Genomic DNA, 23,575 nt, shown 5'->3' on the forward strand with positions numbered 1-23,575 from the left:
GTCATCAAAGCCTTGCGGCAAAAGGACGACAGGCCCTAGTTTATTTCAGGAGTGCGGGCGCGGTAATGCTGATCCCATCAGGTTCCTGGAATTAATTGATGACGCACCCTAAGCCTCCAGCCAGATAGTTGGAGGCTTTTTGTCTGAAGCCTCCAACCATTGTTGAGCCGTGGCGGGAGGCTTGGGCAAATGCATAGCGCTCAGCGGTCACCCCCTTAAGGTCATTTTGCCCTACAACTCCAGGCAGCATTAGGGCTGGGAAGGGCCAGGGCTGCACCAAGTCAAAATCAACCAAAGTCCTTTAAATCAAGTCGGCGTTGTCTTCCAGGGTGTTTAAGTCGGTGTTGGGAGCGGTCTCCTTAGTTGAGGTTTCAGTATCAATAGGAGATTCTGAGCTTGCCGTCTCATCCAGTGGGAAGTCTTCCTCTTCCGGTGATGTCGGCAGGATGGCAGGATTTTCTGCCGCTGAGATACCTGCATCCTGGGCGGACGGCAGAGGTTGATCGGTATTCAGAGCGTCAGGCTCGTTGGCATCGACTTTGTTTTGGGGCGCTATGGATGGCGTGGCTTCTTGATCTTTAATGGTTTGCGGCGACGTTGGAGGGGCTTGAGGAGCTTTTTTGAAGGCATTTTCGCTCTCTTCTACGATGCTGGGTGAGACTGCTTCTGCTGGAGTAGTCGCCTTGCTGTCGGTTTGGGGCTGATCTAGTTGATCCTTAGCGGTGCTCTCAGTCTCGCTGGCATCAGCATTGATCGCCCCGGCGGTTCCATTGTCAGCGGCAGGCTGAGCGGCTTCATCCGTTGCGGGGCGATCGCCTTCTAAAACCTCTGTTTCAGCCTCGTCTGCCGCCATCGGTTGGGGGACGGCTATCTCCATCTCTTTGCTCTTGTCCGATGCTTCAATTGGCCCTGCTTCAGGCGTCATTTCTGCATTGTCTGGGGTTGTGGCATTGGCTGATGACTCTGCCTGCGCCTCTGGAGCAGCCGTAGCATCTGGCTCTTCTGGTTCGTTGGCGACTGGGGGAGATACTTTTTGCTCGGTGCTGGTTGCTGAAGAATCTGGTGTTGCAGCAGGATCACTTTGTTTTGTCGATGCTTCTTCTTGCAGCTTTGGTGATTCGTAATTTGGATCAATCAACACTTTGGCTTGTGCCAGCGATATTTCGCCCCGCACTAGCTGCGACAAGCTATCTTTGCCACCGGGCTGGTAATCAATCACGCGGACAGTTGTATTCAGCGCATTGTCAATGAGGTTGCCATTTTCATCAATGAGCTCCAGCTTGATCCAGTTTTTGCCGGATTGAAAGCCTTTCAGATAGATCGGCTGCCAGCGATCGAAGACAAAGGACTCGCCATTGACAGTGCAACGGATCCGCCAGTCAGTGATGGTTTCATCGGCTTGGGCCACTAGGTGGGGCGGCGCATTGCTGAGATGAAAGTCGAGAAGGATGGGCTCGGCTCCGTAGTTGTCTTGAGGTTGGTTGTAGGTCAATACCGGCTGACTATCGTCGGGATTATTTTGGGGAGAGGGCGCAAACACATTAAAAACAACTTGGTCATAAGCCCCCTCGTTTTTGAAGCTCTCGCCCCAAGGTCTAACGGCTAAGAGCCGCAGGACATGAGTTCCCGGAGCAAGATTCTCTAAAATAATGGGCTCGTCGGCGTCGTAAATCGCTTGATGAGGCTGATCATCGACAAAGAGATGCAGGTGGGGACCGAAGCCAACAGACTGATCCTTATATATAGGAAAGTCCCTAACCTGCACTTCAACTTGCACGGTGGTGCTGGTCAGGGTGCTGTCGGGGTCAGGGGTGGCAATGTGGACTTGCGGGGTATAAACGTCGAGGTAAGGCTTGAGTTGCTGGATGCGCTCCGGGGGCGAAACCTCAGCGATCGCCCCCACCAGGCGATTAGCCGTCGCTTCAGTCGTATCGCCAGCGAGCAAGACGACGGGCACATCATTATCACCACTACAACTGGCCAACCCCAGCGCCAGCACCACTAGCATCAACCCGATCACTCGCCGCAATATCGCAACCATTCCCACAGTCCCTTCCTGGTGTAATGCTTCAGATTTTCGCGCAGGTTGGATCAGGACGAAAGCCCGCCTCGAAAACTGGACTAGGATTCGTCAATCGAGATCGCAAAAATTAAAGTTTTCAATCAATGCAATAAGAAAGTAGCGATTTCAAGATCACAAAATCCGAGAATTGCGATCGCCAATCTCCAATTAACCGGGATTTCTACAACAAAGTTTACAGTTCTCAACGAAATCAACCAAGGAATGGCTCAACGCCAAGAAACTCGTCGAGGCTTTTGATTGAGAATTATTAATAATGTGGTTTTTGGCACCGTTTTCAATTTGCTTGCACTGCCTGAAAGTCAAGCCCGGAGGCTGTTTTCCTAGATTGAACTATTGTTAACCTGATCTCGGTTACGGAAAACATGCCGTCTATAATGCTCAAGAGCAACTGTAGTCCGAGTCTTAAGAAATCTAAGGTTTTTTAATCTTTAGGTAACGTCCTAATTATCGGTATACAGTACTTACAACTTGCAACTGCTCGTTTGTCTAGAGAGAGGAGAGTCTCCATGACAACTACCCCACGCGAGCGTGAGGCAGCTGTAAAGGTGACAGTGGATAAGGATCCCGTTCCTACTTCTTTTGAGAAGTGGGCCAAGCCGGGTCACTTTGACCGCACCCTTGCAAGAGGACCCAAAACCACCACATGGATTTGGAATCTTCACGCCGACGCTCACGATTTTGATAGTCACACCAGTGACTTAGAAGATATCTCGCGCAAAATCTTTAGCGCGCATTTCGGTCACCTGGCCGTTGTTTTCATCTGGCTTAGTGGCATGTATTTCCATGGCGCTAAGTTTTCCAACTACGAAGCCTGGATGGCAGATCCTCTGTCCATTAAGCCCAGTGCCCAAGTAGTATGGCCAATCTTTGGTCAAGAAATTCTCAACGCCGATGTTGGTGGCGGTTTCCAGGGTATTCAAATTACCTCTGGCTTCTTCCAGCTATGGCGCGCTTCCGGCATTACCAATAGCTACCAGCTTTACTGCACCGCGATCGGCGGCCTTGTGATGGCTGGCCTGATGCTATTTGCCGGTTGGTTCCATTACCACAAGCGGGCTCCTAAGCTCGAGTGGTTCCAAAATGTGGAATCCATGATGAACCATCACCTAGCAGGTCTGCTGGGTCTGGGTTGTCTGAGCTGGGCCGGGCACCAAATTCATGTGTCCCTGCCCATCAACGCGCTGCTAGATGCGGGCGTGGCTCCGCAGGATATTCCCCTGCCCCACGAGTTCATCTTGGATAAGAGTCTGATGGCGGAGCTGTATCCCAGCTTTTCCCAAGGCTTAACCCCGTTCTTTACCCTGAACTGGTCTGCTTACTCTGATTTCCTGACCTTCAAAGGTGGTTTGAACCCCGTGACTGGTGGCCTCTGGCTGTCCGATACGGCGCACCATCACCTCGCTCTGGCTGTCCTCTTTATTGTTGCGGGCCACATGTACCGCACCAACTGGGGCATCGGCCACAGCATGAAGGAAATTCTGGAAGGCCATAAAGGTGATCCGTTGCTCTTTGGTGGCAAAGGTCATGACGGTCTCTATGAGAACCTGACGACCTCCTGGCACGCTCAGCTAGCAGTGAATTTGGCGATCCTCGGGTCTTTGACCATCATCGTGGCGCATCACATGTATGCGATGCCCCCCTATCCGTACATTGCGACGGATTATCCGACTCAGCTATCCCTCTTCACTCACCATATGTGGATTGGCGGCTTCTTAGTGGTCGGTGCGGGTGCTCACGCAGCCATCTTTATGGTGCGTGACTACGATCCGGAAGTGAACTTTGACAACGCTCTGGATCGGATGATTCGCTCTCGCGATGCCATCATTTCCCACTTGAATTGGGTTTGTATTTTCCTGGGCTTCCACAGCTTCGGTCTATACATTCACAACGACACCATGCGGGCCTTGGGACGTCCTCAGGACATGTTCTCTGACTCCGCAATTCAGCTACAGCCGATCTTTGCCCAGTGGGTCCAAGGTCTCCACGCCGCGGCGGCGGGCGCTACTGCCCCCAATGCCCTGGCTAGTGTGAGTCCTGCCTTTGGTGGCGATGTTGTAGCCGTCGGTGGCAAGGTCGCAATGATGCCCATCACGTTGGGTACAGCTGACTTCATGGTTCACCATATTCACGCCTTCACCATTCACGTGACGGTGCTGATTCTGCTGAAAGGTGTGCTGTATGCTCGCAGTTCCCGTCTCGTCCCTGATAAGGGCGAACTGGGCTTCCGCTTCCCTTGCGATGGCCCTGGTCGCGGCGGCACCTGTCAAGTTTCCGGTTGGGATCACGTGTTCCTTGGTCTGTTCTGGATGTACAACTCGTTGTCCATCGTGATTTTCCACTTCAGTTGGAAGATGCAGTCCGATGTCTGGGGCACAGTTTCTGACTCGGGTGCGGTGTCTCACATTACCGCTGGCAACTTTGCCAATAGCGCGATTACCATTAATGGTTGGTTGCGTGACTTCCTGTGGGCGCAAGCCTCTCAGGTGATTGGTTCCTACGGTTCGGCACTGTCCGCTTACGGCTTGCTGTTCCTAGGCGCACACTTTGTCTGGGCCTTTAGCCTCATGTTCTTGTTCAGTGGCCGCGGCTATTGGCAAGAGCTGATTGAGTCTATCGTCTGGGCTCATAACAAACTGAAGGTTGCTCCAGCGATTCAACCTCGCGCTCTGAGTATCACTCAGGGTCGGGCTGTTGGGGTAGCTCACTACCTCCTGGGAGGAATTGTCACAACCTGGGCATTCTTCCTGGCTCGAATTATTGCTGTTGGATAGAGCGCGGAGGACTCATTAACAAGCTATGGCAACTAAATTCCCGAAATTTAGCCAAGCGCTAGCACAAGATCCGACAACTCGTCGAATCTGGTACGGGATTGCTACGGCTCACGACTTTGAAAGCCACGATGGCATGACGGAGGAGAATCTTTATCAAAAGATTTTCGCCTCCCACTTTGGCCACCTGGCAATCATCTTCTTGTGGACCTCTGGCAATCTATTCCACGTCGCTTGGCAAGGCAACTTTGAACAGTGGATCAAAGATCCGCTGAATGTCCGTCCCATCGCCCACGCGATTTGGGATCCTCACTTTGGTCAACCTGCCGTGGACGCTTTCACGCAGGCTGGCGCTTCTAACCCCGTTAATATCGCTTTTTCGGGCGTGTATCACTGGTGGTACACCATCGGTATGCGCACCAATGCGGATCTGTACACTGGTGCAGTCTTTTTGCTGATTCTTTCGGCAATCTTTCTGTTCGCTGGTTGGTTGCACCTGCAGCCCAAGTTTCGCCCCAGCCTCTCCTGGTTTAAGAATGCTGAATCCCGTTTGAACCACCACTTGGCTGGTTTGTTCGGTGTCAGCTCGTTGGCTTGGACTGGTCACTTGGTGCACGTCGCCATCCCTGAATCTCGGGGGCAGCATGTGGGTTGGGACAACTTCTTGTCCACACCGCCTCATCCGGCTGGGCTAGCGCCCTTCTTCACCGGTAACTGGGGCGTGTATGCTCAGAATCCTGACACTGCCGATCACATGTTTGGCACCGCTCAGGGCGCTGGGACTGCAATCCTAACCTTCTTGGGTGGCTTCCATCCGCAGACAGAGTCGCTCTGGCTGACGGATATGGCTCATCACCACCTGGCGATCGCGGTGATCTTCATCGTGGCTGGTCACATGTACCGCACTAACTTTGGGATTGGTCACAGCATCAAGGAAATCTTGAATGCTCACACCCCTCCCGCCGGTACTCCAGGTGATTTGGGCGAAGGGCACAAGGGCCTGTATGACACGCTGAATAACTCCCTGCACTTCCAGTTGGCTTTAGCCCTGGCGAGCTTGGGGGTCGTCACCTCTCTGGTGGCGCAGCACATGTACGCCCTGCCTCCTTATGCCTTCATGGCCAAGGATTACACCACTCAGGCGGCGCTCTATACTCACCACCAGTACATCGCTGGATTTATCATGGTGGGGGCGTTTGCTCACGGGGCAATCTTCCTGATTCGGGACTATGATCCCGTTGCTAACAAGAACAACGTTCTTGACCGCGTTCTGCAGCACAAGGAAGCGATTATCTCTCACTTGAGCTGGGTGTCTTTGTTCCTCGGTTTCCACACCTTAGGTCTGTACGTTCACAACGATGTGGTCGTGGCCTTCGGCACCCCTGAGAAGCAAATTCTGGTTGAGCCAGTGTTTGCTCAATGGGTTCAGGCGGCTTCTGGCAAGATGATTTACGGGTTCGACACCCTGCTGTCTAACCCCGACAGCATTGCCACCACTGCTTGGCCCAATGGCGGTAACGTCTGGTTGCCGGGCTGGTTGGATGCTATTAACAGTGGGTCTAACTCTCTGTTCTTAGCTATTGGCCCTGGCGACTTCTTGGTTCACCATGCGATCGCATTGGGTCTGCATACCACCACCCTGATTTTGGTCAAGGGTGCGTTGGATGCTCGCGGCTCGAAGCTGATGCCCGACAAGAAAGACTTTGGCTACAGCTTCCCTTGCGATGGCCCCGGTCGTGGCGGCACTTGTGACATCTCTGCTTGGGATTCCTTCTACCTCGCCATGTTCTGGATGTTGAACACCATTGGTTGGGTCACCTTCTACTGGCACTGGAAGCACTTGAGCATCTGGTCGGGTAATGTGGCTCAGTTCAACGAGAACTCGAACTACCTGATGGGCTGGCTGCGGGATTACCTGTGGCTCAACTCCTCTCAGCTGATTAACGGCTACAATCCCTACGGCATGAACAATCTGGCGGTCTGGGCTTGGATGTTCCTCTTTGGACACCTAATCTGGGCAACCGGCTTCATGTTCTTGATCTCCTGGCGGGGTTACTGGCAAGAGCTGATTGAGACCATTGTTTGGGCGCATGAGCGTACTCCTCTCGCGAACCTTGTTCGCTGGAAGGATAAGCCCGTGGCACTGTCCATCGTTCAGGCTCGGGTAGTTGGTCTGGCCCACTTCACGGCGGGTTATATCATCACCTACGCTGCCTTCCTGATTGCTTCAACCTCTAGCCGCTTTGGTTAGCTAGTTTGATTCTTCAGGTGAATAACCGAACCCTCCGTAGAGTTATTTTCTGCGGAGGGTTTTCTTTATGAGGATCTTTGCTTTTTCGAATTGAAGTCGATTATGAGAAGTCCTTCTGATACAGCGGTATTCTGCTTTCAAGATGACCATTGAGGATGTTTTGGAACACATAATAGTTTGAGATAAGGATGGTACTGCAAAGAGTTCATGCCCTAAAGCCTCAACCTTCCTCAACGAGTGGTGGACTATGTGAACAGGGACTTTGCGTTTCTGATGCTGAGATCACCCTATCGATCAAGTTTTCGCAACCATTACCTTTGCTGGGAGCTGATGTGTGTCACTCAACGTTGTTATCCGCTTCAAAAACCTGAGCAGCAGTTAATGTCAAACAGGGAAAAGTGTGGGAGAGAATGCGATCTCTCCCTCGAAACTGTTGTAGTTCGTATTCGCCATCCACCAAGGTACAAACTGCCAATGTGGGCTGTTTGGGATTGCCCCGATGTAACGTCGCCCAGACAATGCCCAGATAATTTATCTAGTATTCCTACACACTCTGAATCGAATAGAGCTTCAGCTTAAATTCCTTGTCCCACTGTTCATGCGTTTCCCTCGGCAACAAAATTTCCGCCATCAATTCCGGGACTACCGTCAAATGTCCCACATCGTCAATGCCATTTTCCAGACGCCCTTGGCTAATCCATAGCACATCAGGCATCACCGCATCAGTGGAAGAGAAGAATACACCAGGCGTTTGAAATACGTTCCCCAATCTTGTTTCCTCTGACCAAAGTTCTAGGCGCATATGAATTTTGCCCGCAGCGCTCTGGTGACGAATGTGGGAAGCGCTGGTCATGGAACAGTTCTCCATCAATAATTTCATAGCGCTTCCAGCTGCCATCATCTGGCATCAGTTCCAGGTTATGAAAGTCCCGCAGAGAGGGGGGGGAATCAACAGGGGAGACGTTTGTGGGTTGTGGAGCTAGTGCAGCCAAAGCGATCGCGCAGCAGTTCATTAAAGTCTAGAGTCATGATCATGTGTCCCGAAGCCATTCCCAAACGGCGACGTTGCCGATGCTGTGCAAAAACGATAGCGAAATATTAGCTGCCAATAAAAAAGGTGAGCACAGCTAACCATGCTCACCTGGGAGAGTTTCCCCATGATTGGTGATCGCCGTTAGCGACCGATGCCCAAGTAGCGGAATCCCCATTCTTCCATTTTCGCTTGTGGCAAGAAATTACGACCGTCAATGACGATGGGGGTATGCATTAGGCTGGCCATTTTGGCGTAGTCGAGCTCTAGGAACTGTTGCCAATCGGTGACCAACACCAAGGCATCGCAACCATCAGCTAACCGCTCAGGATCAGTTTCCACAATCACGCCCGTCAGGCCATCCCGCAAACCACTCTGAGACACAATCGGGTCGTACGCTTTGACCTTGGCCCCCAAACGATTCAACTGCTCAATCAGCGTGAGCGAGGGCGCATCCCGCATGTCATCGGTATCGGGCTTAAAGGTCAAGCCCAACAAGCCAACTGTTTTACCCTTCAGGATTTTGAGTTCTTGCTGGAGTTTTTCTAACGCAATTGTGCGCTGGTGCTGATTCACGCTAACAGTCGCTTTGAGCAGCTCGGCGTCGTAGCCGTAGTCTTCAGCCGTGTGCAGCAGTGCCAGCACGTCTTTCGGAAAGCAAGAGCCACCCCAGCCAATACCCGCCTGCAGGAATTTCTCGCCAATGCGAGAGTCCAAGCCAATGCCCTTAGCCACTTGCACCACGTCAGCGCCGACGCGATCGCAAATATTCGCGATTTCGTTAATAAAGCTAATTTTGGTCGCCAGGAAGGAGTTCGAGGCATACTTCACCATTTCTGCCGAACTCAGGTCCGTTGTCACCACGGGCACCGGGGGCAGCGAGGAATCTTCCGCAAACTTGCGCTCAACCAGGGGTTGATAAAGTTCCTGCATTTTCTCGAGTGCTTTAGCACTGGTGCTACCCAACACAATGCGATCGGGGTTAAATGTGTCGTAGACTGCTGAGCCTTCCCGCAAAAATTCGGGATTACTCACAACATCAAAGTCCGCTTTAATATCTTCCTCAGCGGGTGCCGGAGCGCCAGCCCCGACCAGCGACTTCTTGCGCTCGGTAACCCCATCCATCACAATCATGCGCACCCAGTCACCCGAGCCAATCGGCACCGTAGACTTGTTCACAATGACCTTATAGCCGCCATTTAGATGAGCACCAATACCTTTCGCGACGGCCTCGACGTAACGGGTGTCACTTTCCCCCGTCGGCAGTGGCGGGGTGCCCACGGCAATAAACAGCACTTCACCATGCTTAACGCCCGCCGCCAAGTCAGTCGTAAAGGTGAGTCGTCCGGCTTCCATTGACGACTGCATTAACTCGGATAGGCCCGGCTCATAAATCGGCGATTGGCCTGACTGCATTAATTTGACTTTTTCTGCATTGTTGTCGATGCAAATCACGTCATGGCCAATATGAGACAGGCAAACCCCCGTCACTAAGCCAACATAGCCAGTTCCAATGACACAAACACGCATAATAATTCTGTCCTTTCAATACGAGGTGAGTTTACAAATACCCAACAGCCGGAGTGATGACGGCTAGGTATAGATTGCCCAGATATATCAGAGAAATACAGATAGCTCGCGCAAGCCACTGATCCCAACATGGACAAACACCTAGCTGTTAGCAGATATCGGCGCTTGATACCCGATCGCAGCGCGGTCAGCACCCTACGACACTGTCGTTTCCAACGACAGACGCTGTTCAATTTGCAACCGCTGCTTAAAGTCTTCAATCATCTTGACTAGCCCGACCTCAAGGGGCACGGTAGGTTGCCAACTAAGATGGGTTTGGGCTCGCGTAATATCCGGCTGGCGGCGCTTCGGGTCATCTTGAGGCAGGGGCTCGTATTGTAGCTCTGCGTCCGGATTCACCATCTGCTGAACGGTTTGCGCCAGTTGCAAAATGGTATATTCACCCGGGTTGCCCAAATTGATGGGGCCGATAAAATCCCCATTCATTAAGCGAATCAGCCCTTCTACCAAGTCATCGACAAAGCAAAAACTGCGGGTCTGCGAGCCATCACCATATACCGTGAGGGGAATACCGCGCAGCGCTTGCCCGACAAAATTACTCACTACGCGACCATCATTCTCCAACATGCGGGGGCCATAGGTGTTGAAAATCCGTGCCACGCGAATATCCACACCGTTTTGCCGATGGTAATCAAAGGCTAGGGTTTCTGCGACGCGCTTGCCTTCGTCATAGCAGCTACGGATACCAATGGTGTTGACGTTGCCCCGATAATCTTCAGTCTGGGGATGCACTTCCGGATCGCCGTAAACCTCGGAGGTTGAGGCTAACAAGAAACGGGCTTTGATGCGCTTGGCTAAGCCCAGCATATTCAGCGTGCCCATCACATTCGTTTTGATGGTTTTTACGGGATTGTACTGGTAATGCACGGGCGACGCCGGACAGGCCAGGTGATAAATCTGATCAACTTCTAGGCGAATGGGTTCGGTAATATCGTGACGAATGAGCTCGAAATTAGGATTACCAAACCACTGTTGAATATTGCGCTTATGGCCGGTAAAAAAATTGTCTAGGCAGATCACATCATGTCCTGCTTGCATGAGGCGATCGACGATGTGAGAGCCGATAAAGCCAGCCCCCCCGGTGACTAAAATTCTCATATAGGTGCATCAGTGATAATGGACATGCAGCTATGATTCCCGGGTTCTGACAGGAACGCTCATCTCTACTACTGCTAGGCGATCATCCCCTCGATAAGAATGACGTCCCTGGGTAGTCTCATTACGCCAGCCATTGGCTGATGGCTGGCGACTAAATTAAGCTTCGGGCATGGGGATGGTGATATCCACGTTGGTTACGGTTTGGTCGGGGATCAAGGTACTCAGCGAGGGGGTGATATCAGCGGCATTGCCCACTACCAGAATGACGAGATCATCGGGTTGAAGGTGTTGTTGGGCAGCGGTTTGAATCGCTGCGGCAGTGGTGTTGGCGATCGCTTCCTGGAACTGAAAGACAAAGTCTTGGGGATAGCCATAGTACTCGTAACGCACCAGTCGCGACAGGGTCTGCTCTGGGCTCTGGAAATTAAAGACAAAACTATTGAGCACAGAATCTTGGGCGCGCTGGAGTTCGGCTTCCGAAACGGGAGACTGGCGCATCGCCGCGATTTCTTGTTTGACCGACTCGATAAACGGGACGGTTGCCTCCGACCTCGTCTGCCCACCGCCGATAAAGATCCCGTCGTAGTCATAGCGGGCGGCCCAAAAGGCGTAGACCACGTAGGCTAAGCCTTGACTGGAGCGTACCTCGTTAAACAATCTGCCGCCAAAGCCATTGAGCACTTCGTTGAGCACGGTCATCTCGGCATAGTCAGGGGCATTGAGTTGACCCGCGATATGCCCAATTTGCACATAACTTTGGGTGAGCTGGGGCTGGTCGACGAGAAACACCCCGGCTTGAGCCTGGGTCGCGTTAGGAATTGGCGGCAATACCGGAGCATCAGGCGCGGCTTGCCAGTCGCCAAAGTACTCAGCAATCAGCCGTTTCATCGACTCTGGATCAAAGTCACCCGCGATCGCCAAAATCGTTTGCGCGGGCTGCACCGAAGCTTGATAAAACGTCTGGATATCGGCGCGGGAAATATTGTCAATGGTGCTGAATTCGGTGGTGCGAGCGTAGGGGCTATTGTCCCCGTAAACTAACTTGCGAAACTCCCGGGAGGCAATGTCATCGGGATTATCATTGCGCCGCTGAATCGACCCGCGATATTGATTTTTGAGGAAGTCGATGCGATCGGGGGCAAAGGCGGGGCGGCGCACCACATCAGCAAACAGGGTGAATACGTCGGTCAAATCTTCTGTCAGGGTGTTAAATGACGCCGCCCCCGAGTCCACGTCAACCGAAGTTTCCACTGAGGCGGCCCGTTGTTCCAGGGCTAGGTTAAGCGCATCGGCGGGATAGGTGGTCGTACCGCCCAAGCGCATGGCATCACCCATGATTTCTCCCAGGCCGGTTTTCGCACCGGGCACCAGGCGTTCCCCAGTGCGAAAGGTGGCGCTTCCAGTCACGAGGGGCAATTCATGATCTTCCATCAGATACACCACCAGGCCATTGGGCAGTTCGTAGCGCTCGTAATCAGGAATTTGGATATCCCGAAGCGGGGGAAATTCTAGCTCGGCGTAATGCTGGGCCGTGACCGCCGAAGCTGGAGCGGGCGACCACCCCAACATCAACGCAGTGGCTAAACTGACGACGCCTAACAGCAACGGTAGCCAACGAAAGCGGCGGATAGTAGTAAAAGCGAAAGACCCACGCATAGCGGCATTCACAGTGATAGTTGGACAAATGAAAGAACGAACAAATAGGGGCGATCGCCTACGATGCGTCCGCCGATAAGAGTTTGCCAGCCGTTCGGTTTTCCGGCTGGAAGGTCGCTTGAGCTACCCGCTGAATATCCTCAGCGGTCACGGCTTCAATTTCTTGCAATTCCGTAAAAATGTTGCGCCACGAGCCGGTTTTGGCTTCGTACTCGGCCAACAGCGAGGCCATGCCCGAGTTGGAATCTAATTGCCGCAGCAGGCCAGCGCGGGCCTGGGTTTTTACACGATCCAGCTCTTCTGGAGAAACGGGCTCCGTTTTCAGGCGATCGAGCTGCTGGTGAAATTCAGTCTCGATTTGCTCGGGGGTAACCCCCGGAGCCGTCAGGCCATACAGCACCATCATGTTGGGATACTTATCGCCCGGAAAACCGCTAAAGCCGCCAATATCAAGGGCAATTTGTTGATCTTGAACCAGTTCTTTATACAGTCGCGACGTGCGGCCACTCACCAAAATGCCTTCAATCATGCCGTAAATCGCATGGTCGGGATCAGTCAGGCTCGGGCGATGATAGCCTTCCAGATACCACGGCTCGGTCGGTAGCTCTAGCGTGAAGGTTTTAGGCGCGGTTTGGGGTGGTTCTTCAACCGTGACCTCAGCCGGCAAGCTGCGGGACTGAAAGCGCCCAAAATAGACCGTTGCCATCTGCTGCACTTCAGCGGCATCAACATCGCCAACAACGACCCCAATCAAATTATTCGGGCCGTAATAGTCATCAAAAAACTGTTGGACCGAGTCACGAGTGGCGACATACAAGTCTTCCTGATAGCCAATAATCGGGCGACGATAGGGATGTAATTCAAACGCTTCTTCGAGGAACACTTCGATGAACTTGCCGATGGGGGAATTATCCACCCGCATCCGCCGCTCTTCGAGAATGACGTCTTTTTCTTGATAAAACTCGCGGAACACGGGTTCTAAAAAGCGCTCAGATTCCAGTGACATCCAGAGTTCGAGCTTATTGGACGGCAGGCTGTAGAAATATCGCGTGGCATCTGCTCCGGTGGTGGCGTTAAGGCCGATGCCACCTTCCTGCTCGATAATTTGGCCGTATTTATTTTGCTCGACATATTGCGCCGCTTCTTGCCGAAGGGCGGCGAGTTGTGCTTCGAGTTCTGGCACTTTAGCCATTTCCCCCGCAGCTTGTGCGGCCACAATCTCGTCGAAGACAGCATCCATTTGCTCCATGATGGCCCGTTCGGCAGGATAGTTGGTCGTGCCAATCTGCTGAGTACCTTTGAACGCCAAATGTTCCAGATAGTGGGCCACCCCGGTCTCACCATCCGCTTCGTTTACCGCACCAACGTCGGCATACAGCATAAAAGAGACGACTGGAGCTTGGTGCCGCTCCAACACGATCCACTTCATGCCGTTATCGAGGCTGAATTCGCTGACTTGATCGGCAACGCGATCAAGATAGGGCTGAATGTCAGTGGTAACAGTGGCTTCGCGGGCGTAGGCGATCGCGGGCCAACCGACTAAACCCGTGAAGCCTAGCAGCACCGCGCTGAGGAGTGCCAAAATCTGTCGTCGCTGATTCATGCGAAAATTCGTGCTCCGAAAACGTTCCATCGCGATCGCCTGTCACCATACCTTCACAATTTGAACACATTCAGCCTGAAACTGCCCATCGTTTTTTGCTTTAGGGTGAGTAGTCCCAAGCGGCAAAACTCTCATGCCACTGCTGGAAAATTTGTTGGCAAAGGTTGGCTTCAAGAGGCGCGTACTGATTTTTGCGGTACTGCTGCCGTGCTTGCAGCGTTTGTTGCAGTCGAGCCGTAAAGGTGTCGGCGTAGGGCAACTGGAAATGTTGATAAATGGCCTGAATTTGAGCTGCGGGAGCTTGCTCTAAGTCGGTAAACGCCAGCTCATAAAATTGGTCGCTGGGAATGAGCGATCGCTGCTCAAAGTAGGCGTCATAGAGCAGGCAATAGCGCCGCAAAATTGCTTGATCGAGGGTTTGTAAATCTGGCTTTTGCAGGCAATTGAGCCAGCCAGCGGTGTGATAATACCGCCGCATTGACCGGAACACCTCATAGGGATGGCGGTGAATGTGGATAAACCGCGCTTTGGGGAAAAGCTGTAACAGCAGACGAATGCGGGCAGTGTGGGGCGGCGATTTCAGCACCAGTGGGCGGCCATGCTTTAACGTCAGCTTTTTGAGAAACCAGAGAAATTGGGTTTGCCACTGTTGCAGCTCTTCGACCGAGAGGTCGGCTAGGGTGAGATACCGCTCGTACATGTGCTCCGCCTCGGGAAAGGACAGCGCCAGATAGTAGGACTGGAGGGTGGTTAAAGCGATCTCAAATTCGTCTTCTTGGGGCGACTGCAAGCTGAGTCGCATGTTGTCCATGGGGCGGCGCCGGGGCAGAAAGTTGGCGAACCAGCGGCTCAATCCTGGCTCTGACAACAAGAATGTGGTCGGACTCATCACCTCATAGGTATTCGGATAGGCCAGGTGCTCGATATCCAGGGCTAGCAGCTCATGGAGCCAGGTGGTGCCACTGCGCCAATGGCCCAAAATGAAAATGGGATCGGCGGGCAGGTCGGTAGCGGCGATCGCGGCATCATAGCGCCACGCTTCCCACTGGCTGAGAGGCGTACTGATCCAACTGGTCAAGGTCATGGCAGCGGCGCGATGCCAGTAGGCGGAGGCCACTTGGTGGTGGGGACGGCGACGGAGGGTGCGCCAGCGATCGCGGGTGATGCCCATGAGGTGGTTGCCCTGTAGGTTCCAGCGGTGGGGCAGCGTGGTGGAGTGCATGGGTGCGAAGAGTGTGCGGGTGGCAGGGTGATTGGGTGGCAGGGTGCCGTCGGGGCGAGGCATTGTCGAAGTAGTTCAACGGTTACAGGTGTCGCGTTTTATGGATAATGCCTCGTGCGGTTCGCTAATTTATTCATTCCGCATCCCAAGCGCCTGCGTTATGGATGCCGTAGTGTTGGCGCAGGGCGTCGAGCTCTTGATCCATCACGGCGGCGGGGTCGAGATAGGCATTAATGGGTTGGCGGACGGTGCGGCCCTGGCGGATCCCTGCTAGATAAAAGCGGCAGATATCGCGGGGGTGGTAATGGGTAGTGGCGGTGCCAACGGTGCGGCCCCAGAGCGATCGCCACAGGACTTCTAAAAAAGCACCGATGTTTTGGACGTAGTAAGTCCAGGGGCGTCGCCAGGTTAGCCCCGTGAGAATAAAGCCGACGAGACGCATTTCGTCATCCAGGTTGGTGCCGTAGCCGGTGACCACGTGCATGATGTCGTGGCGTTGCAGGTCGCGCCAGGGAATGCGGACGAGGCCGAGATCGAGATCCTGGTTTTGGATGAAGTCGGGATTTTCGGCGTAGTAACGCTGTAAACCTTGGCGTAGTGTTTGTTTGCTCGTTGTGGTCATCATGAGATTGCTCTGAAAATAGCTCCCTTAGGGGACGGGTCCCTGTCGGTTCAATCAGGATAGTCAGGAGTAGTCCAAGGGACCCGTCCCCTAGCTGCTGAGATCGCCTCATAGCGCTGTACCCTCAGCAGGATCGTTACCCTGATCATCCATGCAAACGTCAGGTTTTTTTGCTGCGATCGGGCAGTGGACGATCCGGTACGGCGCGGTCAATTACGGGGGGGCTAGCGAGGCGGTGCAGACCAGCCACATCGCGGGTATTTTTTTGCACGGCGATCGCCCCAAACAGGCTGAGCAAAAAGGCCATGCTGTAAAAGCCTTTTTCGCTAATGGGCCAACTGGCATTCCACAGCCCAATGCCCAGCAGCGACAGGCACATGATGGTGGATAGCCACGAGATGCCGTAGTACAGGTCGGTCACAGGAATGTTTTCGCTGCGATCGCGCACGCTCTTTTGCACGGACACGGCGGCGTATAGCCCGTACATCAACAGGGTGAAGTAAAAGCCCTTTTCGGCCAAGCCCATGGAGGGCGTGCGCCAGAGTCCGGTCAGGAAAGCAGACATGCCGATGGACATGGCGCAGTAGGACGCGCCGATAAAAGCGGGGGTGGGTTTAGTCGTATTCATGGTCGAAACTCCGGGATTGAGCGATAAGCGAATGGGTTGAGTGTCTCGTGGGGCGAGTGGCAAGCGGGGTCGGGGGCTGGTTGGCGACGGTTGGTGGAGTTTTGGGGGCTGAGGGGGCAGGGGAAACCGGGGGACAACCCCGCTTTCCTGCGGTGAATCGGGCTTTTAAGCAGGCGATCGCGATCGCGCTAAGCGTGATGAGTAGCATGGTGGGGGTTGACCTCCTGGGCTTGCTCTTCAGCAGCGAGTTCGAGATAGCGTTGCAGATATTCCGACAGCACCCCGTGCAGTAGTAGATCGTGGGCGGCGGCAAAGGGGCTATTCGGCGCGAGGGGGTGGCGGTTGGTGACCACATGGTTCCAGCGATAGTCCCCCGTGAACTGACTGAAATATTGGGCAAAGCTTTCGTCAAACTGGAGGGACAGCACCGCCCGTTGAAATTCCCGACTGGTGACGCAAAGGGAGTAGCAAATTTTGAACAGTTCCAGCGCCGACTCCATATCTAGCACTTGCAGCCAGCCCCGCTGGCGAGTGTCCACATCCACTTCCAGGGGACGCACACTGCTGAAATCAATGCCCCGCTGCTGCACCGTTTCCACCCAGTTGGGATTGGCCCGTTGGGCGGCGTGATAGTCCAGCACAAAGTTATAGAGAATGATGTCGTGCTCCAGAAAAGCGTTATCCGCTAAATCCTCCACCGTGCGCGGGTACAAGTTCGACCGAGGCAGCGTCGGGTCGGGGCCGTTGTCAATCAAAAAGTTGACGATGTTGGAGCCAATGCCCAAGTGGCGCACGATCAGGTAGCAGGCTTCTGGCGTAGCAAAGGTATTCAGAAACCACACCGCCATCTCGTGCATCAGCCAGTAAGACCGAAACTGAAAGGGCAGCAGTCGCTTCACTGTCATAATGACGCCCAGCCCCAGGTTGGCAATGACCTTGATGGGCAGCAGTAAATAGTTGCGCGACCAGCTTTGCAAGTCTTTGACCATGTAGGCTTTGGCCACGGGGTCAACGGGAATGCCCGCATCAAAATAGAGGGCGTCCCAATGGTTGGGATCTTGGCGATCGCGCGTCTCCGGTACATAAGTCATTTACTGAATCTCCTCTAATTGCAGACGATACAGGCGAGCTGTCACCTGGGCAGTTTTGACAATGCGGGCAGCGATTTCGGCGGTCATCCAATCCGCATTGAGAAAGGCGTCGAGCTTCTGGACATGGGCTTCGTCATTTTCCCCGTGATAACTCAGGAAGGTGATCTGAGATTTTTCCAGAGACAAAGTTTGACGAATCTGCTCGGCCCATTGCCCCGCCAGGCGATTGCCCAACCCTTCCACAATGAAGATGCTGCCCAGCAAATCGATGGGATTCTCCCGCGACGCCCGTTGAAAAATGAAGGCCGATAGCGCTTCTGAGCCCACGTTTTGTTCCGCGTTGAGAATTTCTGTGAGTTCGCCGCCGACGGAGACATAATCGCGCTCCAGCATTTGGAAGTCGCGGTGCTCGTCACGGGCATGGCTGATCAGGTGCGATCGCAGCTCAAAGTTCGTCATGTTGGACGCGGCCCGCGTAATCCATCGCGCCCCATCCACCACCTGCGGTCGCAGGTTACGCAACATCGCCTTGTAGTCTTCCAGCGTGAACGTGCCCTGATTAAGTCGGTTGATAATCGGCACCGATCGCAGCTCTCGCTCAAAGCTCAGCCACACCAGCATCAACTGTCGCAGCAGTCCCGCCGATACCGAGTCGTCCGCTCCCCCGAGATCGCCGCCTCCTTCCGCAAGGGGGCTCTCGAGATCCAGGCTCTCGCTGCCCCCCTTTTCAACGGAGGTTGGGGAGATCCCTTCAGGGTTCATCGGTGTAACCGATTGACTAGTGTTACTCGCGATCGCCGCTCCCCCGCTGTCGCCTTGAGCAAGGGGGCTCTCAAGTGACTTGACTGAACCGCCCCCGTTTTCAAGGGGAGGTGGGGGAATCGTTCCATCCACCACCGTTAGCATGATGTAGGCCGTCGTGAACCGCCCACTCTCCGGCACAAAGCAAAAGATCTTTTGCCCCGGCTGCAACTTACCCGAGTGAAACAGCTCCTCTAGCATCAGATAAATCGACGCGCAGCCCGTATTCCCTCGCGTGTAGAGATTGGTAAACCATTTCTCTTCGGGAATCATGCAGCCCGCTTTTTCCAACAGCTCGATAATCTGACTGCGGAAAAAGTGAGAGGAATAGTGGCACAGCAACCAATCCACCTCATCGGGACGGACGCGACCCGCTTCAATCAGCCGTAGCCATCCTTCGACCCCGAGCTGCACTACCTTGTCCAATAACCGAATGTTTTGCCGCAGGTTAACGGCTCCGTCTGCCGCCGCTTCGGCCTGCGAAGGATAGTCCATCCAGCTATTCAGCGTTTCAGGATTCTCGACTCCGGCGTACATGCAGACCGGGTGAGCATTGGCATGGGAGACGGACTCGATCCACTCGACTTTGAGGCTGAGACCTTGAGGAGCGGGGCGATCGCTGACCAAAACCGCTCCCGCCCCATCCGACAACATCCACCGCAAAAATTCCGTGTCAAACGGTAGATTGTCCCCCGCTTGGGTGCCCGTCTCCGCCTCAAAGCGGGTGTTTTTGAATAGTCGAGAAGCCAGCTCCGAGGCAACGGCAACGGCCTGGCGCTTTTGCCCCAGCTGCACCTGAGAGGTCGCATATTTCAGCGCCGCCACCCCGGCACAGCACACCCCTAAGTGAGAGGTCGCTTCCAGCGGGGCCATTTCCGGCAGTTCGCCATGCACCATACTGGCAAAACCGGGAACGAGCTGATCGGGCCAGGTCGTCCCGCAGGCGAGTAAATCCACCGCGCGCGGATCGAGCCCTGATTGACTCAGCACATCCCGCACGGCGGCGGCAGCCATGGCTCGATTACTGATAGTGGTGCGCTGCTGTTGGTCGAGGGCGTAGTAGCGCTGTTGAATGCCGTTACTTTTCAGAATGCGGGATTTGACGCGGGATTTTTTGCCGTGAACTTGTCCGAGATAGGTTTCCATTTCGTCGTTGGCGATCGCCTTTCCCGGCAAATATTTGCCGATGTGGGTGATGTAGGCCGACGGCAGGTAGCCGTTCATCAAACTGGATGCACTGAGAGAGCTAGATTGCATGTGCTGAAATCTCCGAACTGGATGGGCAAATTGAGCAACTTGAGGCCATTCTCTCTACCGCATCCCTGCACTGCCAATGAGAGCGGTGCAGCCAGCCGGAGGTATGGGCAGCCATTAGCAGTGGGTCGCAGTAGAGCGTAGTGAGGCGAAGTAGACCGAAGTTTTTGCCCGAAGGTGCTGCGTCATCGGTGCCCACACCGTGGGCCAGACATCTGCGATTGCCCAGAAGTGTTTACGCAGTCAAGACACCCCGGCAAACTCAGTCGAAAATCCAGGAATGATGTTATGGTGTAGGTGACCTGGACCCATGCGGTCACAACGCCCAAATCATGTCAGGACCGGAAGGTAGCAGCATTACGGGATGCTTGTGACAGGCGTGGACTCCGGGTCTCTTGCGTTTTGCCCACCGTTGCCAGGGCATCAGACGACAGTCATTCCCCCCATTACTGGCGGTTAACCCCAATGGGCATTCTCACTTTTGGGTTCTTATCCTAGAAAAGACTTCATCGCTGAGGAATCGTCCATGGCAGGTTTCGGAGATTTGGTACAAAAAGCGTTTTATCTGGGCGTCGGAGCGGCTTCCTACGCGGGTGAAAAAGCCGGGGGCACGCTAAAAGAATTGCGGGAACAGACCACTGCGGTGGTGAATGAACTGGTCGAGCGTGGCGAAATCACGGCGGACGAAGCGCAGCAGTTGATCAATAAAATGATGCAGCAAGCGCAAACCGCTACGCCCCAGGCAACCTCGGCAAAGCCGCCCGAACAGCCCCGTCGCATCGAAATTGTGGACGACGCGGAAGATGCCGCCGCCCAAGAAGCCGAAGCATTACGTCGCCAAGTCGACGCCACGCGGCAGCAATTAGAAGAGTTGAAACGCGCCAACGGCCAATGAATGATTTCGAGAATTGGACCAGAGATTTCTCGCGCCTGTGGGAAGACGCTACTCGCCAAACCGAGGTTTGGGCCGAGGAAACGCTGCAGGGGGTCGTCGAGACGGCTGATGCGATCGCGGACGAATTAGAAAAGCAGCTTGCCCCAACGTTGGAACTGTGGGCGAACGAGCTAAACCGATCGCTGGAACCCTTGGAAACTGCCCTCGACCAAGAGGCGGAAAGGTTTTCTGAAGAGTTTTCAGAGTTTGTCACGCCCCTTGTCGGGCCAATGGCGATCGCCCTGGAAAGTTGGATAGAAGCCCTAGCCGCTCCGGTGACGAGCCATATCGATCCGATGATCAACGATCATCCCACCTGCATTGGCTGCAAGCATTATTACGGTCAGGCCCACGGCGGCAATATGCTGGTGTGTGCGATGTATCCCTACGGTCCCGAAGATGACCAGTGTCCCGATTGGGAGTCTTTTGGCTCTCACTGATCACGGCCACCTTGCATGCGTCGGGGCGAGGCATGCTCGATGTAAAGCTGAGTGGTGACCCAGGGCCATCTGACGAGCATACTCGCTCCCACGCACTGCCCTGTCAGTCATACCAATTCTTTGAGATGAAGCTACAGATGTTCCTTTCGACTCCGCTCAAGGAACGTCGGCTGAGCGGAGTCGAAGCCGAATTTCATATGTAGCGGTAATTTGAGGAATTCGTATTAGCGATTGTGCTCTTCCAGCAGCGGGTAAAAATGTCCCACCGGGCCCTGGCCCCGACCAAGGCGGAGGGAATATTTCAGAGCTTGTGTCACATACTCTTTAGCCGCGCGCGTGGCGGTCAAAGGCTCTTGGCCTAAGGCGAGGTTGGCCGCGATCGCGGCTGACAGAGTACACCCGGTACCGTGGGTGTCTTGAGTGGTCACCGTCTCAGTCTTGAGGGTCACAAGTTCATTGCCGTCGTACCACACATCAACGCCGCGCAATTCTCCAGTCATACTGCCCCCTTTGACCAAAACGGCTTGTGGCCCGAGGTCAAAAATTTTCTGCGCGGCAGCTTCCATTTCCGCGAGGGTGTGAATTGCTTGGCCGCTCAGGATTTGGGCTTCGTAACGGTTGGGCGTGAGCACGGTGGCCTGCGGGACGAGTTGGGTCGTGAGCGTCGCGATCGCCGCATCGTCGATCAGTTGTGCTCCGGTGCGCGAAACCATCACGGGGTCAACGACCCAACTAGGTATTGCCGATTGGGCGATCGCGTCAGCCACGGCGGTCATAATGCCCTTGTTCAACAGCATGCCTAACTTGGCACTCTGCACGCCGATGTCCTCAATCACCGCAGTCATTTGCGCTATGACGGCTTCGGGTGGCAAGGCATCGACGCGGTTAACGCCGCAGGTATTTTGCGCGGTGATGCAGGTCAGCGCACTTGTCCCATGTACTTGGTGAAACGCAAAGGTCCGTAAGTCAGCTTGAATACCCGCCCCGCCGCCACTGTCAGAACCAGCAACAGTTAGCGCCACGGGAGGAATCAGCGAATTTGTCACAAAGGTCTCCGATGGAAAAACAGCGGTCAAACCAAATCGACCTACTCCGTTCAGAAGCGGTCGAAGAGGTGTATTCAGGAATAGTTTAGTTACCGATTAGGCCGGCGACGCTGCAAAAACTCGGGAATATCCAAACCGCCCGGCCCGCTATTAGAAGCGTCGGCTGAAGGCGACGAGGTGGCCGGTTTACTGGCAAGATTATTACGCTTCAGCGGGGTAATCCGAGACGCATCGATTTGGCCGCCGTGGGATTCCAGATTGAAGCCGGTGGCGATGACCGTAATCTGCACTTCACCCTGCATTCGTTCATCAATTACCGCCCCAAAAATGATGTTGGCATTGGGATCCACGGCTTCATAGATGATCTCAGCGGCGGAGTTGACTTCATGCAGGGTCAGGTCGCCCCCCCCCGTAATGTTGAAGACTGCGCCCGAAGCGCCGTCAATCGACGACTCTAACAGCGGCGAAGAAATGGCCGCGATCGCCGCTTCCCGAGCGCGCGATTTGCCCGAGCCCATGCCAATACCCATCAGCGCGGAACCCGCATCGGCCATCACCGCCCGCACGTCAGCAAAGTCTACATTGACCAAGCCTGGAATCATGATGATGTCCGAGATACCTTGAACCCCTTGGCGCAAAATATCATCGGCGGACTGAAAGGCTTCTTGAACGGGCGTCTGTTCCGAAATGACTGTCAGCAGGCGATCGTTGGGAATCACAATCAACGTATCGACCCGGCTCTGTAAGGCTTCAATCCCTTCATCAGCCTGGCCAGTGCGACGGCGACCCTCAAAGGTAAAAGGCCGAGTGACGACCCCCACCGTTAGGGCACCAGATTCTTTAGCCACTTCAGCAACCACCGGGGCGGCCCCAGTCCCCGTACCACCGCCCATACCAGCGGTAATAAAGACTAAATCTGATTCTTCCAGCGACGCCGCGATTTCATCTCGCGATTCTTCGGCAGCTTTTTGACCGATCGCCGGATTGCCGCCAGCCCCCAACCCGCGGGTCAACTTTTGGCCGATTTGCAAGCGGTTTTCGGTTGCGGTGTTCAGTAGGGCTTGGGCATCTGTATTGACTGTCCAGAACTCAATTCCAGAAAGACCACTATGGATCATGCGGTTGACGGCATTACAGCCGCCGCCGCCGACGCCGATAACTTTGATTTTTGCAATATTACTGGGCACAGTCTCACCGTTTAGGAGCATTTCTCCAGAAGCCGTTTTGGGGCCATCACTGCTGTCGTCAGCTGCACTAGAGGTTCGGTTTAAAGTAACCTGAGAGCCCCCGACCTGCGATGAAGCATCATCTTGGACAGAAAGATGGGAACCGTTCATCTCGAAACCGTTGTCATCGAAATCAGTCGATGCTGAATTAGAAGACATGTACCTCTACCCTTCGTAGGAAATCAACTTCAACAAGCAAGACCCCGTACGATTTAGACAACTATAAGGTACT

17 protein-coding genes and 1 other RNA gene are annotated in these 23,575 nt (G+C 54.2%); 5 read left to right on the plus strand and 13 right to left on the minus strand.

The annotated features are described in order from the left end of the window. Positions 1 to 301: 301 nt before the first annotated feature. On the minus strand, positions 302 to 2,041 hold the full coding sequence (locus JUK32_RS01410) for a hypothetical protein (RefSeq protein ID WP_204137071.1): 1,740 nt from the start codon (positions 2,039 to 2,041) through the stop codon (positions 302 to 304). A gap of 548 nt (positions 2,042 to 2,589) precedes the next feature. Between JUK32_RS01410 and psaA the strand changes: the two genes are divergently transcribed. Both psaA and psaB read left to right on the plus strand, forming a co-directional pair. Next, positions 2,590 to 4,854, plus strand: coding sequence for a photosystem I core protein PsaA (psaA, locus tag JUK32_RS01415; protein ID WP_204137072.1), 2,265 nt, complete (start codon positions 2,590 to 2,592; stop codon positions 4,852 to 4,854). 25 nt (positions 4,855 to 4,879) lie between these two features. Next, positions 4,880 to 7,102 carry a photosystem I core protein PsaB gene (psaB, locus tag JUK32_RS01420; protein WP_204137073.1) on the plus strand — a complete coding sequence of 741 codons (2,223 nt, stop codon included), beginning with the start codon at positions 4,880 to 4,882 and terminating at the stop codon, positions 7,100 to 7,102. A 544-nt stretch (positions 7,103 to 7,646) separates the two neighbouring features. Here psaB and JUK32_RS28375 read toward each other — a convergent pair. The 10 genes from JUK32_RS28375 to JUK32_RS01475 form a co-directional block, all read right to left on the minus strand. Then, the gene (locus tag JUK32_RS28375; protein WP_309224462.1) at positions 7,647 to 7,955 is read right to left on the minus strand and encodes a Uma2 family endonuclease; all 309 of its coding nucleotides are present in this window, start codon (positions 7,953 to 7,955) and stop codon (positions 7,647 to 7,649) included. A gap of 321 nt (positions 7,956 to 8,276) precedes the next feature. Continuing rightward, the gene (locus tag JUK32_RS01435; protein ID WP_204137074.1) at positions 8,277 to 9,662 is read right to left on the minus strand and encodes a UDP-glucose/GDP-mannose dehydrogenase family protein; all 1,386 of its coding nucleotides are present in this window, start codon (positions 9,660 to 9,662) and stop codon (positions 8,277 to 8,279) included. A 195-nt stretch (positions 9,663 to 9,857) separates the two neighbouring features. Further along, on the minus strand, positions 9,858 to 10,820 hold the full coding sequence (locus tag JUK32_RS01440; RefSeq protein WP_204137075.1) for a UDP-glucuronic acid decarboxylase family protein: 963 nt from the start codon (positions 10,818 to 10,820) through the stop codon (positions 9,858 to 9,860). Between the two features lie 156 nt (positions 10,821 to 10,976). Continuing rightward, positions 10,977 to 12,476: a pitrilysin family protein gene (locus tag JUK32_RS01445; protein WP_204137076.1), complete on the minus strand. Its 1,500-nt coding sequence runs from the start codon at positions 12,474 to 12,476 to the stop codon at positions 10,977 to 10,979. Positions 12,477 to 12,534: 58 nt separating this feature from the next. Next, entirely contained in the window at positions 12,535 to 14,109 is a 1,575-nt protein-coding gene (locus JUK32_RS01450; protein WP_239112216.1) for a pitrilysin family protein, read from the minus strand. A 70-nt stretch (positions 14,110 to 14,179) separates the two neighbouring features. After that, entirely contained in the window at positions 14,180 to 15,364 is a 1,185-nt protein-coding gene (locus tag JUK32_RS01455) for a sulfotransferase (RefSeq protein ID WP_204137077.1), read from the minus strand. Between the two features lie 70 nt (positions 15,365 to 15,434). Then, the gene (locus JUK32_RS01460; protein WP_204137078.1) at positions 15,435 to 15,926 is read right to left on the minus strand and encodes a hypothetical protein; all 492 of its coding nucleotides are present in this window, start codon (positions 15,924 to 15,926) and stop codon (positions 15,435 to 15,437) included. A 157-nt stretch (positions 15,927 to 16,083) separates the two neighbouring features. After that, positions 16,084 to 16,551, minus strand: coding sequence for an inner membrane protein YiaA (yiaA, locus tag JUK32_RS01465; RefSeq protein WP_204137079.1), 468 nt, complete (start codon positions 16,549 to 16,551; stop codon positions 16,084 to 16,086). 188 nt (positions 16,552 to 16,739) lie between these two features. Beyond that, a complete protein-coding gene (locus JUK32_RS01470) occupies positions 16,740 to 17,642 on the minus strand; it encodes a DUF6999 family protein (protein WP_204137080.1) in 903 nt (300 codons plus the stop codon). Continuing rightward, on the minus strand, positions 17,643 to 19,700 hold the full coding sequence (locus tag JUK32_RS01475; RefSeq protein WP_239112217.1) for a StlD/DarB family beta-ketosynthase: 2,058 nt from the start codon (positions 19,698 to 19,700) through the stop codon (positions 17,643 to 17,645). 296 nt (positions 19,701 to 19,996) lie between these two features. Between JUK32_RS01475 and ffs the strand changes: the two genes are divergently transcribed. From ffs to JUK32_RS01490, 3 genes are all read left to right on the plus strand, one after another. Beyond that, positions 19,997 to 20,093, plus strand: an RNA gene (ffs, locus tag JUK32_RS01480) — signal recognition particle sRNA small type. Positions 20,094 to 20,223: 130 nt separating this feature from the next. Next, a complete protein-coding gene (locus JUK32_RS01485) occupies positions 20,224 to 20,592 on the plus strand; it encodes a phasin family protein (RefSeq protein ID WP_204137081.1) in 369 nt (122 codons plus the stop codon). Further along, positions 20,589 to 21,071, plus strand: coding sequence for a hypothetical protein (locus JUK32_RS01490; RefSeq protein ID WP_204137082.1), 483 nt, complete (start codon positions 20,589 to 20,591; stop codon positions 21,069 to 21,071). Before JUK32_RS01485 ends, JUK32_RS01490 begins: the two co-directional genes overlap by 4 nt. A 224-nt stretch (positions 21,072 to 21,295) precedes the next feature. On the opposite strand, the gene thiD is transcribed toward JUK32_RS01490, so the two are convergent. Both thiD and ftsZ read right to left on the minus strand, forming a co-directional pair. Continuing rightward, positions 21,296 to 22,117 (minus strand): bifunctional hydroxymethylpyrimidine kinase/phosphomethylpyrimidine kinase, encoded by an 822-nt coding sequence (gene thiD, locus JUK32_RS01495; protein ID WP_204137083.1) that lies wholly within the window; start codon positions 22,115 to 22,117, stop codon positions 21,296 to 21,298. Between the two features lie 89 nt (positions 22,118 to 22,206). Next, entirely contained in the window at positions 22,207 to 23,325 is a 1,119-nt protein-coding gene (gene ftsZ, locus JUK32_RS01500) for a cell division protein FtsZ (protein WP_239112220.1), read from the minus strand. Positions 23,326 to 23,575: the final 250 nt, after the last annotated feature.

Source organism: Halomicronema sp. CCY15110, assembly GCF_016888165.1.
Taxonomy (GTDB): Bacteria; Cyanobacteriota; Cyanobacteriia; order Phormidesmidales; family Phormidesmidaceae; genus Halomicronema.